The sequence below is a fragment of the Actinocorallia lasiicapitis genome (assembly GCF_054778695.1).
The window spans coordinates 1-13,211 of the sequence record NZ_BAAGZI010000143.1 but is presented as its reverse complement, the minus strand read 5'-3'; the positions used below and the strand labels follow the sequence as shown (position 1 = coordinate 13,211).

Annotated in this window: 13 protein-coding genes and 2 pseudogenes; 12 read left to right on the top strand and 3 right to left on the bottom strand. The window is 71.4% G+C overall.

Annotated features, from left to right (window positions below; genetic code table 11):
* Positions 1 to 647 (top strand): annotated as a pseudogene (locus ACYVE7_RS17480) (hypothetical protein); the annotation flags it as partial.
* Positions 648 to 815: 168 nt separating this feature from the next.
* The gene (locus ACYVE7_RS17475; RefSeq protein ID WP_460365778.1) at positions 816 to 1,979 is read left to right on the top strand and encodes an alkaline phosphatase PhoX; all 1,164 of its coding nucleotides are present in this window, start codon (positions 816 to 818) and stop codon (positions 1,977 to 1,979) included.
* A gap of 3 nt (positions 1,980 to 1,982) precedes the next feature.
* Here ACYVE7_RS17475 and ACYVE7_RS17470 read toward each other — a convergent pair whose 3' ends face one another.
* Positions 1,983 to 2,903 (bottom strand): MBL fold metallo-hydrolase, encoded by a 921-nt coding sequence (locus ACYVE7_RS17470; RefSeq protein WP_460365777.1) that lies wholly within the window; start codon positions 2,901 to 2,903, stop codon positions 1,983 to 1,985.
* 110 nt (positions 2,904 to 3,013) lie between these two features.
* On the opposite strand from ACYVE7_RS17470, the gene ACYVE7_RS17465 reads away from it, so the two are divergent.
* Entirely contained in the window at positions 3,014 to 3,346 is a 333-nt protein-coding gene (locus ACYVE7_RS17465; RefSeq protein WP_460365776.1) for a hypothetical protein, read from the top strand.
* A gap of 63 nt (positions 3,347 to 3,409) precedes the next feature.
* On the opposite strand, the gene ACYVE7_RS17460 is transcribed toward ACYVE7_RS17465, so the two are convergent.
* Positions 3,410 to 4,813 (bottom strand): DUF1015 domain-containing protein, encoded by a 1,404-nt coding sequence (locus ACYVE7_RS17460; RefSeq protein ID WP_460365775.1) that lies wholly within the window; start codon positions 4,811 to 4,813, stop codon positions 3,410 to 3,412.
* Between the two features lie 34 nt (positions 4,814 to 4,847).
* Here ACYVE7_RS17460 and ACYVE7_RS17455 point away from each other — a divergent pair, with 34 nt between their 5' ends.
* Positions 4,848 to 5,273: a tetratricopeptide repeat protein gene (locus ACYVE7_RS17455; RefSeq protein WP_460365774.1), complete on the top strand. Its 426-nt coding sequence runs from the start codon at positions 4,848 to 4,850 to the stop codon at positions 5,271 to 5,273.
* A 122-nt stretch (positions 5,274 to 5,395) separates the two neighbouring features.
* Complete coding sequence (locus ACYVE7_RS17450) at positions 5,396 to 6,379, top strand: HAD-IIA family hydrolase (RefSeq protein WP_460365773.1); 984 nt, start codon at positions 5,396 to 5,398, stop codon at positions 6,377 to 6,379.
* A 35-nt stretch (positions 6,380 to 6,414) separates the two neighbouring features.
* Here ACYVE7_RS17450 and ACYVE7_RS17445 read toward each other — a convergent pair whose 3' ends face one another.
* On the bottom strand, positions 6,415 to 6,756 hold the full coding sequence (locus ACYVE7_RS17445) for an SCP2 sterol-binding domain-containing protein (protein WP_460365772.1): 342 nt from the start codon (positions 6,754 to 6,756) through the stop codon (positions 6,415 to 6,417).
* Between the two features lie 140 nt (positions 6,757 to 6,896).
* Here ACYVE7_RS17445 and ACYVE7_RS17440 point away from each other — a divergent pair, with 140 nt between their 5' ends.
* The 7 genes and pseudogenes from ACYVE7_RS17440 to ACYVE7_RS17410 form a co-directional block, all read left to right on the top strand.
* On the top strand, positions 6,897 to 7,049 hold the full coding sequence (locus ACYVE7_RS17440; protein ID WP_460365771.1) for a hypothetical protein: 153 nt from the start codon (positions 6,897 to 6,899) through the stop codon (positions 7,047 to 7,049).
* Between the two features lie 49 nt (positions 7,050 to 7,098).
* On the top strand, positions 7,099 to 7,896 hold the full coding sequence (locus tag ACYVE7_RS17435; protein WP_460365770.1) for a TlyA family RNA methyltransferase: 798 nt from the start codon (positions 7,099 to 7,101) through the stop codon (positions 7,894 to 7,896).
* Complete coding sequence (locus ACYVE7_RS17430) at positions 7,893 to 8,786, top strand: NAD kinase (protein WP_460365769.1); 894 nt, start codon at positions 7,893 to 7,895, stop codon at positions 8,784 to 8,786. Before ACYVE7_RS17435 ends, ACYVE7_RS17430 begins: the two co-directional genes overlap by 4 nt.
* 59 nt (positions 8,787 to 8,845) lie before the next feature.
* Positions 8,846 to 10,555, top strand: coding sequence for a DNA repair protein RecN (gene recN / locus ACYVE7_RS17425; RefSeq protein WP_460365768.1), 1,710 nt, complete (start codon positions 8,846 to 8,848; stop codon positions 10,553 to 10,555).
* 52 nt (positions 10,556 to 10,607) lie between these two features.
* Complete coding sequence (gene steA / locus ACYVE7_RS17420) at positions 10,608 to 11,846, top strand: putative cytokinetic ring protein SteA (RefSeq protein ID WP_460365767.1); 1,239 nt, start codon at positions 10,608 to 10,610, stop codon at positions 11,844 to 11,846.
* The gene (locus ACYVE7_RS17415) at positions 11,843 to 12,796 is read left to right on the top strand and encodes a copper transporter (RefSeq protein ID WP_460365766.1); all 954 of its coding nucleotides are present in this window, start codon (positions 11,843 to 11,845) and stop codon (positions 12,794 to 12,796) included. Before steA ends, ACYVE7_RS17415 begins: the two co-directional genes overlap by 4 nt.
* A pseudogene (locus ACYVE7_RS17410) lies at positions 12,796 to 13,211 on the top strand (hypothetical protein); the annotation flags it as partial. The gene ACYVE7_RS17415 and the pseudogene ACYVE7_RS17410, both read left to right, overlap by 1 nt.

The following is a 13,211-nucleotide window of genomic DNA, read 5'->3' as shown; positions in this document are numbered from 1 at the left end:
CCGCCTACCACGCGGGCGCCTGGTCGGAGGCGCTGTCGGAGCTGCGCGCCGCCCGCCGGCTGCCCGGCCGTGAAGCGCTCTACCTGCCGATCCTGGCCGACTGCGAGCGCGGCCTCGGCCGTCCCGAGCGGGCCCTCGACATCGCCCGCTCCCCGGAGGTGGCCGAGCTGCCGAAGGAGGAGCGGATCGAACTGAAGATCGTCGAGTCCGGTGCGCGCCGTGACCTCGGCCAGTTCGACGCGGCCGTCGTCGCCCTGCAGATGCCCGAGCTGAAGGACCGCCGTCTCCGCCCCTGGTCGGCGCGGCTGTTCTACGCCTACGCCGACGCTCTCGTCGAGGCGGGCCGCGAAAACGAGTCGAAGGACTGGTTCCTGCGCGCCGCCGCCGCCGACCGCGACGACGAGTTCGACGCCGCCGAGCGCTACGCGGCGCTGGACGGCCTGTCGATCGTCGACACCGAGGAAGCCGCCGACGACGACGACCCCGAGGAGCCGGCGCTGCCGTCCGCGACGGACCCGCTCGCGCTGACCTTCCAGGCCCCGCCCGCGCAGGAGGAGCCGCAGCCGGCCGCCGAGCCGCCCGCGGAACCGGCCAACCCGGTCTTCCAGGCGCCGCCTGAGGACACCCGCGAGATCGAAGAAGAGTGACCGAGAGCCCGGTGCCCCGCACCGGGCTCTTCGCTTTCCACGAGGTTCTTCCCGAGGCATTGACCGGCCGGATGATTCGCGCGATATTCACCGGGCTGGTGTGGTCTGGCGCGGGCCATCATGGTCGACTTCCGGCGGACATGAAGAACTCTCGTGAATGAGGTGGCCATGCGGACGGTCGGACGGCGCGGATTCCTGCGGGGCGCGGTGGTGGGCGGAGGGACCGCGGCATTCGTCGGCGGGCTGTGGCAGGGCGCTTTCGCCGGGCCCGCCCAGCCGGGCGCGGGGCCGTACGGAGCCCTCGGCGCGATCGACGCGCGGGGCGTCCAGCTTCCGGCGGGGTTCACCAGCCGGATCATCGCCCGGTCGATGCAGCCCGTCGCCGGGACCGGCCATCTGTGGCATCCGGCGCCCGACGGCGGCGCCTGCTTCCCCGACGGCGACGGCTGGATCTACTGCAGCAACTCCGAGGTCCCGCTGGTCGGCGGGGTCTCCGCGGTCAGGTTCGCGGCCGACGGCACCGTCACCGCCGCCTACCGGACCCTCAATCTCACCCAGCTCAACTGCGCGGGCGGCGCGACCCCCTGGAACACCTGGCTCTCCTGCGAGGAGCACGACCTCGGCCTCGTCTTCGAAACCGACCCCTACGGGGTGAAAGCGGCGAAGGTCCGCCGGCCGATGGGCCGGTTCAAGCACGAGGCCGCCGCCTGCGACCCCGACCACCGCGTCGTCTACCTGACCGAAGACCAGACGGACGGCTGCTTCTACCGGTTCACTCCGAAGACGTGGGGCGACCTGTCCGCGGGGACCCTCGAAGTCCTCGTCGGGACGGCGCCAGGCCCCGTCGGTTGGAAGAAGGTCCCCAACCCCGAGTTCTGGCTGACGCCCACCAGGAACCAGGTCGCGGGCGCGCTGCGGTTCAGCGGCGGCGAAGGCTGCTACTACGCCGACGGGATCTGCTACTTCACCACCAAGGGCGACGGCCGGGTCTGGGCCTACGACGCCGCCGCACGGACCCTCGGCATCGCCTACGACGACGACCTCGTCACCGGGACCCCGCCGCTGACCGGCGTCGACAACATCACCGGCACCCCGGGCGGCGACCTGTACATCGCGGAGGACGGCGGGAACATGGAGATCAATCTGATCACGCCGGAGGGCGTCGTCACACCGTTCCTGCGGGTCAACGGGCACGACAAGTCCGAGATCACCGGTCCGGCGTTCTCGCCCGACGGGAAGCGGCTGTACTTCTCGTCCCAGCGCGGCGCCAGCGGCAACATCCTGGGCACGGACGGCGTCACGTTCGAGGTCACCGGGCCGTTCCGGGGGTGATCCTCAGGTGCGGAGCGCATGCATGATCCCCGCGACGTTGCTGGCCGTGCTGTTCAGGATCTCCCATTTCTCCCGGACCTCCGGCGCGGCGTCGGCGGTCTTGTAGCGGTCGGCGGTGCGGTCCAGGACCATCGCGACGGCGTGGTCGACGTCCAATCCCTCGTCGGCGGCCTCCTTGACGATCTCGACCCAGAGGCGGAGCTCCTCCTCGGAGCGGTCGAGGGTCAGGGAGACGTCGGTGACGGGGCCGTAGTGGGCGAACAGCAGCCGGGTGGGCTGGAGCTCACGGAACCGGTCGAGGGACGCGACGGCCGTGTCCAGGTCGAAGTCCGGCGGCGGGGTGGCGGGGCGGACGTCGGCGGTCTCGGGGATGTAGAGACCGGCGGCGTCGCCGACGTACAGGTCGCCGGAGACCGAGTCGAGCAGGCCGACATGGTGGCGGGCATGGCCGGGGGAGTAGTACGACTCCAACCGCCGTCCGCCGCCCAGGTCGATCACCCCGACGTCGGCGACCGAGACGATCCGCTCCGCGGGGGTCGGCTTCAGCTCGCCGAACAGGGTGTCGAGGGCGTCGCCGAAGACCATCCGGGCGCTGCGCATCAGCCGTTCCGGGGACGCCAGATGGCGGGCGCCCTGCTCATGGACCACGATCTCGGCCTGCGGGTACATCGCGGCGATGTCGCCGACACCGCCCGCGTGATCGAGATGGATGTGGGTGACCACGACCGTGGCGAGGTCGGCGGCGTCGACGCCGAGGGAGGTGAGGGCGTCGCGGACGATCGGGGCGGAACCGGCGGTGCCCGGCTCGATCAGGCAGGGCCGGTCGCCGAGGATCAGATAACCGGCGGTGATGCCCTGGTAGCCGGCCATCTGGGTGTCGATCTCGTAGACGTCGTGTCCGAGCGGGGTGATGAGGTTCGCCATGCCGTCCTCCTCGTGCGGTCGGCCGTGGTTGTCCACAGGGCCAGAAACGATCTTCTCGGTTTTCTGTGAGCGTGGGGGTGCTCACAGTGGCACTCCAGAGGAGGTTTTCAGTGAACGACCCGTATTTCAACGAGGTGCTGCTCTGCGGAAAGCTCGCCGGCCCGCCCAGAACCACCCCCGCCGTCGTGGCCACGGCTCTGCTGGAGTGGCGTCTGACGGTTCCGGCGCCGAGCCCTGACGATCCGGCCGCCACCTCCACCTTTCCGTGCGCAACCCACAATCCCGACCTGCTGGAACCCGGCAGGAAATGGCCGCCTGGCTCGCTCCTGGAGATCCGCGGAACCCTGCGCCGCCAACCCCACGTCACCCCCAACGGCCTGCGCCTCGTCCGTATCTACGTCGACGCCGACGAAGCCGATCTCGTCCCCGAACCGCCCTTCTGACGGCCTCCGCCGATCTCCTCGGCGGGCGGTGGCCGTCGCCGCCGCCCCGCCGGGGAGAGGTGTTCAGGCGAGCAGCCGCATCAGCAGCCCCGTGCGGGGCTTCGGGCCGAAGGAGGTGGACTTGCGCGGCACCCGCTCGCCCCCGGCTGCCAGCTCCATGATCTCGGGCACCGTCAGCGGGTTGAGGATGACGGCCGTGCCACCGGTCCGCGCCGCCTTGGCGACGGCGTGCACCGGATCGTCGTGCACGACCAGCACGCTGTGCTCGTCGGGCGTGACGCGCCACGCGTCCCCGATCAGCAGATGGTCGAGGATCGCGGTGTTCAGCGCCCGCCATCGCGCCGACCGCTCCTTCGGCATCACCGCCTCCAACCGCTCCGCCGAGGGGTCGCTCAACAACCACAACCTGCCCCCGCCCGCCAGCAGAATCCCCTCCGGCACCCCCGCCAGCTCCTGAACCGCCGCTTCCAGCGCCTCGACCGAGATCCCCCCGACGGTCCCTCCCTCACGGAAGGCCGTTCCCTCTGGGGAGGCGTCGCCTTCTGGGGTGGAGCTTGCGGGGCCGGTGGCTGCGGAGGCCACGCTTCCCGGAGCGGTCGAACCGGTCGTCGGTCGGCCACGGCCAGGGGGCGACGCGGGCGGCGTGGTCGGTAGCGAGGTGACTTTGAAGGAGGTGCGGGCCTGGGCGGCGGCCCGGTGGGGGTCCAGATGGGGGAGGACGCGGTGGATGGCGCCCAGGTGCGGGGGGTGGCGCAGGGTGTCGACGAGCAGGGCCAGGCCGTAGTCCCAGGGGCCCGGTGCGCCGCCGTGGGTGGCCTGGTAGGCGCGGTAGGCGGCGTAGCGGTGGTGGCCGTCGGCGATCAGGGCTTGGCGGGGGGCGAGATCGGCGGCGATCGTGCCGTCGTCGAAGAGGCGCCAGAGGCGGTGGCTGGTGCCGTCCGCTGCGGTGATCTCCAGGAGGGGAGGGGTGTGGTCGGCGGTGGCGTCCAGCAGATCGCTGGCAGGGCCGTCGCCCTGGTAGGTGAGGAAGATCGGTTCCAGATTGGCGCGGGTGGCGGACATGAGGGCCAGCCGGTCCCGGACGGGGCCCGGGTAGACGTCCTCGTGCGGCAGCACCACCCGCTCGGACTCGGCGCGCAACCCGACCGCGCCGAGCAGCCCGCGCTGCAACCGGCCGGGACCGCTCTCCTCGTAGACGTACAGCGCAGGGGGCCCGTCGACGGTGAGGACCCCGGACTCCAGCCAGGAGCGCAGCAGCCGTCCTGCGGCCGCGTAGTCGCCGCCGGGCAGGGTGACCTGGACGATGTTGTGGGCGCCGCCCGCCCGCAGCCGCGCCAGATCCTCCTCGTCGATCAGGTCGTAGGGCGGGCAGGTGACGGCCTCGAGATCGCCGACGACCGAGGACGAGAAGCGCACACCGGAAATAGGGGCCAACTCGAGACCCGGCCGGAGATCAGAGGCGTTCATTGGCGGGCATGTTAGGCAATGAGTCGTATGGGAGGTGCATGTCTTGATCCAAGGTTCGGGCGATTCCCCTGATTCCCCCCACGAACCGACCGGAGACGTCTACGACTGGTACCAACGCGGGCTTGGTCTGCTCGCCGCGGGTAGCGCGGCCGCCGCTGTGCAGCTCCTGACCAGGGCCGCCGATGCCGAACCTCATTCCCCCAGTATCCGTGAAGCCCTCGGCCGGGCGCACTTCGGTGCCCGCCATTTCGCCGAGGCCGCCGACTGCTTCCGCTCCATCGTCGCCACGGCGCCCGCCGACGACTACGCCCTCTTCGCGCTGGGCCTGTCCCTCTCCCGGCTCGGCTCCTACGAATCCGCCACCGAGTACCTGGCCCTCGCGGCCGCCATGCGCCCCGACAACAAGCACTACGCCACCGCCCTCCGCCACGCCAGAGCCACCCTGAACGCCCGCCGCTGACCGTCCCCCGGCCCCCGGCTCGCCCGGCCCCGGTTCGGGGGTGAAGGAGGGGGTGAGGTGGGGGTCACCCGGGGGTGGGGTGTCAGGATCGGGGGGTGGGTCGGTGAGCGGTGGAGGGTGCTGTGCTGGTTGACGGGTATGACGTGTTGTTGCTCGACCTCGACGGGGTCGTCTATGCGGGGAAGCGGCCGATCGCGCGGGCGGCGGAGGCCCTCGCGGAGGTGCGGGAACGGGGGGTGCGGCTGGCGTTCGTGACGAACAACGCCTCCCGGACGCCCAGCGCCGTGGCGGCGCTGCTCGGCCAGGTGGGGGTGCCCGCCGCCGTCGAGGACGTGGTGACCTCGGCGCAGGCCGCGGCCCGGCTGCTCGCCGAGGAGCTGGAACCGGGCGCGAAGGTCCTCGTCGTCGGCGGGATGGGGCTGCGGCAGGCGCTCTACGCGCGCGGGCTGCGGCCGGTCTCCACCGTGGCGGAAGGGCCGGTCGCCGTGGTGCAGGGATTCGATCCCCGGCTGGACTACGGGGCGCTGGCGCAGGGCGCGCAGGCGGTGCAGCTCGGCGCGCTGTTCGTGGCGTCCAACCGGGATCTGAGCATCCCGGACGGGTCGGGGCCGCCCAAGCCGGGCAACGGGGCGCTCTCGGAGGTGATCAGGGCGTCGACGGGGGTCGATCCGATCGTCACCGGGAAGCCGGAGCCGCCGCTGCACCGCGAGAGCATCCTGCGGACGGGAGCCCAGCGGCCCCTGGTCGTGGGGGACAGGCTCGACACCGACATCGAGGGCGCCTACAACGGGCGGGCCGACAGCCTGCTGGTCTTCACCGGGGTGACCGACCCGCTGACGGCGCTGACGGCGCCCATCGAGCAGCGGCCCACCTATCTGGCCGCGAACCTCGACGGCCTGCTCGTCGAGCACGCCGAGGCCGCGCTCGTCGGTGACGCCGCCACCTGCGCGGGCTGGACCGCGACCTGGGACTGGGGCGAGATCAAACTGTCCGGCGAAGGCGACCCGTGGGACGGGCTGCGCGCCCTCGCCGCCGCGGCCTGGCGCAATCCGCTGCCCGCGCCCCGGGAGGCCGTCGAGAAGTCGCTCGCCGTGCTCGCCCTGTGATCAAGGGTTGACGCTCGGGCCCGCTCCGCCGACGCTCAGAGCAGTTTGCGGAGGCGGAGCAGGTCCGTGAAACTGGCTTCGATCTTGAGTCTGCCGGTCGCCCAGGCTTTCGCGGGGCTGACCTCGTCGGCGGCCAGGGCGAGCAGGTCGGCGCTGGCCGCCGTCAGCCTGACCTGGCAGGCGCGCGGGTCGGCGCACGGGGTGAACGGCGCCAGACCCGAAGGGGAGATCGCGGTCTGGTAGGCCAGACCGAGATCGGGGACGCGGCAGCTCACCGTCCGGTCGACGGCGTGCCGCTTCCACTGGTCGGGATCGACCTGGCTCAGCCGGGCCGCGAGCTGGTCGAGGGCCTCGCGGACCTGTTCCTCGGTGGCCATGACTGTGTGTTTCCCCCACTCGTCGGCAACGTTGTCGGTTCAGGACGGTAGCGTTCTTGCTAGTGCCGTGCGACTCACGGCGCGTCGAACAGCAGACCCCGACCGACCGGTTCGGGCGACGGCAGACGGAGAGGACGGCTATGGATCGGGTGGCGAGCGGCGACGACCGGGTCGATGCCGTGCTGGAGACCTTGGCGGAGCTGCCGCGGACCCCTGTCGCCGGTCATGTCGCCCTGTTCGACCGTGTGCACCAGAGCCTCCAGGACGTCCTCGACGCCGAGCAGGACCAGTGATCACGAGCCGTCCCGTATCCGCGCACCTCATCCACCGGGAGCATCGCCCGTGAGCCGTAAACGTCTTGACGCCGAGCTGGTCCGCCGCAAGCTGGCCCGTTCGCGTGAGCACGCGGGCCAGTTGATCGCCGACGGCCGGGTCAAGGTGGGCGGTCTGGCCGCGACCAAGCCGGCGACCCAGGTGGAGCTGTCGGTCGCGATCGTGGTGGAGGAGGCCGAGGACGGCTTCGAGTACGTCTCACGGGGCGGGTACAAGCTGGCGGGCGCGCTGGAAGGCTTCCCCGACCTGGACGTGAAGGGCCGCCGCTGCCTCGACGCGGGCGCCTCGACCGGCGGTTTCACCGACGTCCTGCTGCGCGCGGGCGCCGCCCACGTGGTGGCCGTGGACGTCGGTTACGGCCAGATCGCCTGGTCGCTCCGGACGGACGAGCGCGTCACGGTCGTCGAGCGCCTCAACATCCGCGACATGACCCCGGAGAACGTCGGCGAGCCGCCCACCCTGATCGTGGGTGATCTTTCTTTCATCTCGCTCACCAAGGTGCTGGCCCCGATCCAGGCGTGCTCGGCCCCCGACGCCGACTACGTGATGATGGTGAAACCCCAGTTCGAGGTGGGCAAGGCGAAGGTCGGCGCGGGCGGTGTCGTCCGCGATCCCGAGCTCCGCAAGGAGGCGGTCCGCCTGGTCGCCGCCCACGCGGGCACGCTCGGGCTCGGGGTGCGGGGCGTCACGGCGAGCCCGCTGCCGGGGCCCGCGGGGAACGTCGAGTACTTTCTGTGGCTGCGGGCGGGCGAGCCCGCGCTGGAGGAGTCGATGCTCGACAAGGCGGTAGCGGAGGGCCCGCAGTGACCGGACGCAGTGTCCTGATCATGGCGCACACGGGCCGGGAGGGCGCGGTCCGCAGCGCCAAGCTGGTGATCAAGCGGCTGGAGGCGGCGGGGATCGGCGTCCGGGTGCTGGAGGACGAGGCCGCCGACATCGACTGCCGCGGCGTCGAGGCCTACCCGGCCAAGCCGAGCGCCGCCGAGGGCGCCGAGATGGTGATCGTGCTGGGCGGTGACGGCACCCTGCTGCGCGCCGCCGAGCTGACCCGCGGCATCGGCACCCCCCTGCTGGGCGTGAACCTCGGCCATGTCGGCTTCCTCGCGGAGGCCGAACGCGCAGACCTGGGCGTGATGACGGACCGCGTGGTCAGCGGCGACTACGAGGTCGAGGAGCGGATGGCGATCGATGTGACGGTCCGCCGCAACGGCGACGTCACCGACAGCACGTGGGCGTTGAACGAGGCGTCGGTGGAGAAGTCGAGCCGCGAGCGGATGGTCCAGGTCGTCGCCGAGATCGACGGCCGTCCGCTGTCCCACTGGGGCTGCGACGGTGTGGTGGTCGCCACTCCGACGGGTTCGACGGCCTACGCGTTCTCCGGCGGCGGCCCCGTCGTCTGGCCGGAGGTCGAGGCGATGCTGGTGGTGCCGATGGCGGCGCACGCGCTGTTCGCCCGGCCGCTGGTGGTCGCGCCGAGCAGCACGGTCGCGATCGAGATCACCCAGGAGTCGGAGGGCGCCGTCCTGTGGTGCGACGGCCGCCGCACCCTGGACGTCAGCCCGGGCGCGCGGGTCGAAGTGCGCCGCAGCGACATCCCCGTCCGGCTCGCCCGCCTCAATCTGACCCCCTTCACCGACCGGCTTGTGACGAAGTTCGGGTTGCCCGTCGCCGGTTGGCGGGGGCGCGTTCGCACATAAGAGCGATAACCTTCCCTCCAGAGATCTCCGTAACTTGATCGAGGTGAACCTTGAGACCCATGGTCGAAGAGGTACGGATCCAGGGCCTCGGCGTCATCGACGAGGCCGTCCTGGACTTGTCCCCGGGTTTCAACGTGGTGACGGGCGAGACGGGCGCCGGCAAGACGATGGTCGTGACCAGCCTGGGCCTGCTGTTCGGCGGCCGCGCCGACCCGCAGCGGGTGCGTCCCGGCGCGGACAAGGCGTCGGTCGAGGGCCGGATCGTGATCGACCCGGCCGGCAGGGCCATCACCCGGATCGAGGAGGCGGGCGGCGAGCTCGACGAGGGCGCGCTGATCCTCACCCGGACCGTTTCGGGTGAGGGCAGGTCCCGCGCGTTCCTGGGCGGCCGTTCGGTGCCGGTCAGCACCCTGCTGACCCTCGCCGACGATCTGGTGGCCGTGCACGGCCAGTCCGACCAGCAGCGGCTGCTCCAGCCGGGCCGCCAGCGCGCCGCCCTCGACCGCTACGCGGGCGACAAGCTGACCAAGCCGCTGCGCGCCTATGCGTCCGCCTACCAGCGGCACAAGGAGATCACGACGCTGCTGGCCGAGCTGACGACCAAGGCGCGCGAGCGTGCGGCCGAGGCCGACATGCTCCGGTTCGGCCTGGAGGAGATCGAACGGGTCGATCCCCGGCCCGGCGAGGACGTCGAGCTGGCCGCCGAGGACGAGCGCCTCGCCCACGCCGACGCGCTCCGCCACGCCTCCAACACCGCGCACGAGGCCCTGCTCGGCGACCCGTCGAACATGGACGCCCTCGCCGACGTCACCAGCCTGCTGGGGACGGCGCGCTCCGCCCTGGAGTCGGTCCGCGACCACGATCCGGCGCTGGCGGTGCTCGCCGACCGGCTGGCCGAGGCCGGGTATCTGATCTCCGACATCGGCGGTGAGCTGGCCTCCTACACCGAGTCGGTCGAGGCCGACCCGAAGCGGCTGGCGGCGGTCCAGGAGCGCAGGAGCGTCGTCAACCATCTGACCCGCAAGTACGGCCTGACCGTCGACGACGTCCTGGCCTGGGCGCGGGACGCCGCCGCCCGGCTGACGGAGCTGGACGGCGACGACGACACGATCGCCGAACTGGAGGCCGAACGTGAGGACCTCCTGGTCAGGCTGACCGAGCTGGCCGCCAAGGTCACCGAGGTCAGGGTCGCCGCGAGCGAGAAGTTCTCGGCGGCCGTCACCGAGGAGCTGACGGCGCTGGCGATGCCGCACGCGCTGATCGTCGCGGCGATCACCCCGACCGCCGACTTCACCCCGCACGGTGTGGACGAGGTCGAGCTGCGGCTGGCCGCCCATCCGGGCGCGCACGCTCTGCCGCTCAACCGGGGCGCCTCCGGGGGTGAACTGTCGCGGGTGATGCTCGCCATCGAGGTGGTCTTCGCGGGCGCCGACCCGGTGCCGACCTTCGTGTTCGACGAGGTCGACGCGGGTGTGGGCGGTAAGGCCGCGGTCGAGATCGGCCGCCGGCTGGCGAAGCTGGCCCGCACCGCGCAGGTGATCGTGGTCACCCATCTGCCGCAGGTGGCGGCCTTCGCCGATCAGCACCTGCTGGTGGAGAAGTCGAATGACGGTACCGTGATCCGCAGTGGTGTGACAGCCTTGGATTCGGACGGCAGAGTGCGTGAACTGTCGCGTATGCTCGCCGGACTCGAGGACAGCGAGCTGGGGCGTGCGCACGCCGAGGAGCTACTGGCGATCGCGGCTCAGGCCAAGCACGGACACGCCTGATCTCTTCCGCCTGCCCCGGTCAGGTGATCAGCTCTGGCAGGATGAGAAGGCAATGAGTGAATCGGGGACCGACGCGGATGAGAGCCCGCGGCCCAGGCTGCGGGCGTCGCGGCTGTTCGGGCTGGGACGCCGCCGCCCCGTCGACGACCGGCCCGGTGTCGTCGCCACGGCCCGGCTCGACAAACGCACCAAGACCCTGACCAAACGCCTGGCGACGGGCGACATCGCCGTCATCGACCATGTCGACCTGGACAGGGTGAGCGCCGAGGCGCTGGTCTCCTGCGGGGTCGGCGGCGTGGTGAACGTCGCGCCGAGCATTTCGGGCCGGTACCCCAACCTCGGCCCGCAGATCCTGGTCGAGGCCGGGATCCCGCTGCTCGACGACGTCGGTCCCGAGATCTTCGAGAAGCTGTCGGAGGGCACCACGGTCCGGCTGGACGGCGACGCCGTCTACGTCGACGACGACGTGGTCGCCAAGGGCATCCGGCACACCGCCGAGACGATCGACGAGGCGATCGTGGAGGCGAAGGCCGGGTTGTCGACCCAGCTCGAGTCGTTCGTCGCCAACACGATGGAGTACGTCAAACGCGAGCAGGACCTGCTGATCGACGGTGTCGGCGTCCCGGACGTCGCGACGGACTTCGAGGGCAGGCACACCCTGATCGTGGTGCGCGGCTATCACTACCGCGAGGACATCGCGGCGCTGCGCCCCTACATCCGCGAGTACAAGCCGATCCTCATCGGCGTGGACGGCGGCGCGGACGCCCTGCTCAAGGCCGGCTACAAGCCCCACATGATCGTCGGTGACATGGACTCGGTCTCCGACGAGGCGCTGACGTGCGGCGCGGAGATCGTCGTCCACGCCTACCGGGACGGCCGCGCGCCCGGCCTCCAGCGCGTCCACGAGCTGGGCCGGGAAGCGGTGGTGTTCCCCGCGGCCGCCACCAGTGAGGACTGCGCGATGCTGCTGGCCGACGACAAGGGCGCACAGCTCATCGTCGCGGTCGGCACCCATATGAACATGGTCGAGTTCTTCGACAAGGGCCGCGCCGGCATGTCCAGCACGTTCCTCACCCGGTTGCGGGTGGGCAGCAAGCTGGTCGACGCCAAGGGCGTGAGCCTGCTGTACCGCAGCCGGATCTCCTCCTCCGCGCTGCTCGTCCTCGTGGCCGCCGCCCTGGTCACCATGGTGACCGCCATCTCCGTCTCGCCGCTGCGCGAGGTGTTCCTCCCGGTGCTGGTGGAGCGCTGGCACTCCTTCCTCTTCTGGCTGACCGGATACTTCACGTGATCGATTTCCGTTACCACCTCGTCTCGATCGTCGCCGTCTTCCTCGCGCTCGCCGTGGGACTGCTGGTCGGCTCGACCAGCAAGGTCCGCGAGGTCGTCGACAAGGCCGCCCAGAACACGACCGCGGTGGTGCAGAAGCACAACGACGAACTGCGTGTGAAGACCCTGAACCAGCAGGACGAGCTGGAGGGCGAGAACGAGTACGGCGCGGCGACCACCCAGTACGTGCTGCCTCGGCGGCTCGCGGGCGAGTCGGTGGTGCTCGTGCTGGCTCCGGGCGCCGACGACGCGATGCGCACCGGCGTCAGCCGGGCCGTGACGGCCGCGAACGGCTCGGTGTCGGGCTGGGTCAGCCTGCAGGACAAGTACTTCGACCCCAGCCAGGTCGCGCTCGTCGACCAGATCGCGCTGTCCAGCAAGCCCGCCGCGCTGAACTTCGCGACGGACGCCTCGGCCCACGACAAGGCCGCCGCCGTCCTGGCGAACGTGCTCGTCACCAAGGACGCCGCCAAGAAGGGCCGGGAGGAGGTCGGCGCGGGCACCACGCTGAGCTCCTTCAAGGAAGCAGGTTTGCTGACTTTCAGCGGAACCCCCACCGCGCGTGCCACACTCGCCGTCGTGATCGCACCCAAGGACCCCGTCAGCGACGGCGGCACCGCCGAAGCGGACAACAAGGCGCTGATCTCGCTGACCGCCGCGCTCGACGGCAACGACAAGGGCACCGTGGCCGCGGGCAGCCTGAGCTCCGCCGGGACCAACGGCTTCCTGAACGCGCTGCGTTCCTCCTCCGTCGAGAAGACGGTCTCCTCCGTCGACGCCGCCGACCGGGTCACCGGCCAGAACGTCGTGGTGATCGCCCTGGACTCGGAGATGGACGGCAAGACCGGCCAGTGGGGCAACGCCGACAGCGCCGACGCTTACCTGCCCACTCCTCTTCCGGCGGTGCACTGATGAAGCGACTTCTGATCGGCGGGCTGCTCGGCGCGGCCGCGGCACGTGCCGCCTACACGGGCCTCACCCGGCGTCCGCCGGGGATGAACGGGCTCAAGGGCGACGAGGTGTGGGGCCGCGTCAACCATCGCGGCGAGCCCGTCACGCTGCTGGAGGGGCCCGCGTTCTTCGCCGGGGCCGCCGCGGCGACCCTGCTGACCCCCGGCCTGACCGGACGGCTGCGCACCGCCGCCCTGCTCGCGGGGACGGGCTCCGGGCTGCTCGGCGCCTACGACGACCTGGCCGGGTCGTCGTCGTCCCGTGGTTTCAAGGGGCATCTGAGCGCTCTGGCCAAGGGCGAGGTCACGACGGGCGCCGTCAAGATCCTCGGGATCGGCGCGACCGGTCTGGCCGCCGCGGCGCTCGCAGGCTCCGG

Excerpts from the sequence above, each read along its gene's own strand:
- ACYVE7_RS17440 (WP_460365771.1), top strand. The coding sequence starts at position 6,897 with ATGGATCGGGTGGCGAGCGGCGACGACCGGGTCGATGCCGTGCTGGAG.
- recN (WP_460365768.1), top strand. The coding sequence starts at position 8,846 with ATGGTCGAAGAGGTACGGATCCAGGGCCTCGGCGTCATCGACGAGGCC.
- ACYVE7_RS17475 (WP_460365778.1), top strand. The coding sequence starts at position 816 with ATGCGGACGGTCGGACGGCGCGGATTCCTGCGGGGCGCGGTGGTGGGC.
- steA (WP_460365767.1), top strand. The coding sequence starts at position 10,608 with ATGAGTGAATCGGGGACCGACGCGGATGAGAGCCCGCGGCCCAGGCTG.
- ACYVE7_RS17460 (WP_460365775.1), bottom strand. The coding sequence starts at position 4,813 with ATGAACGCCTCTGATCTCCGGCCGGGTCTCGAGTTGGCCCCTATTTCC.
- ACYVE7_RS17445 (WP_460365772.1), bottom strand. The coding sequence starts at position 6,756 with ATGGCCACCGAGGAACAGGTCCGCGAGGCCCTCGACCAGCTCGCGGCC.
- ACYVE7_RS17470 (WP_460365777.1), bottom strand. The coding sequence starts at position 2,903 with ATGGCGAACCTCATCACCCCGCTCGGACACGACGTCTACGAGATCGAC.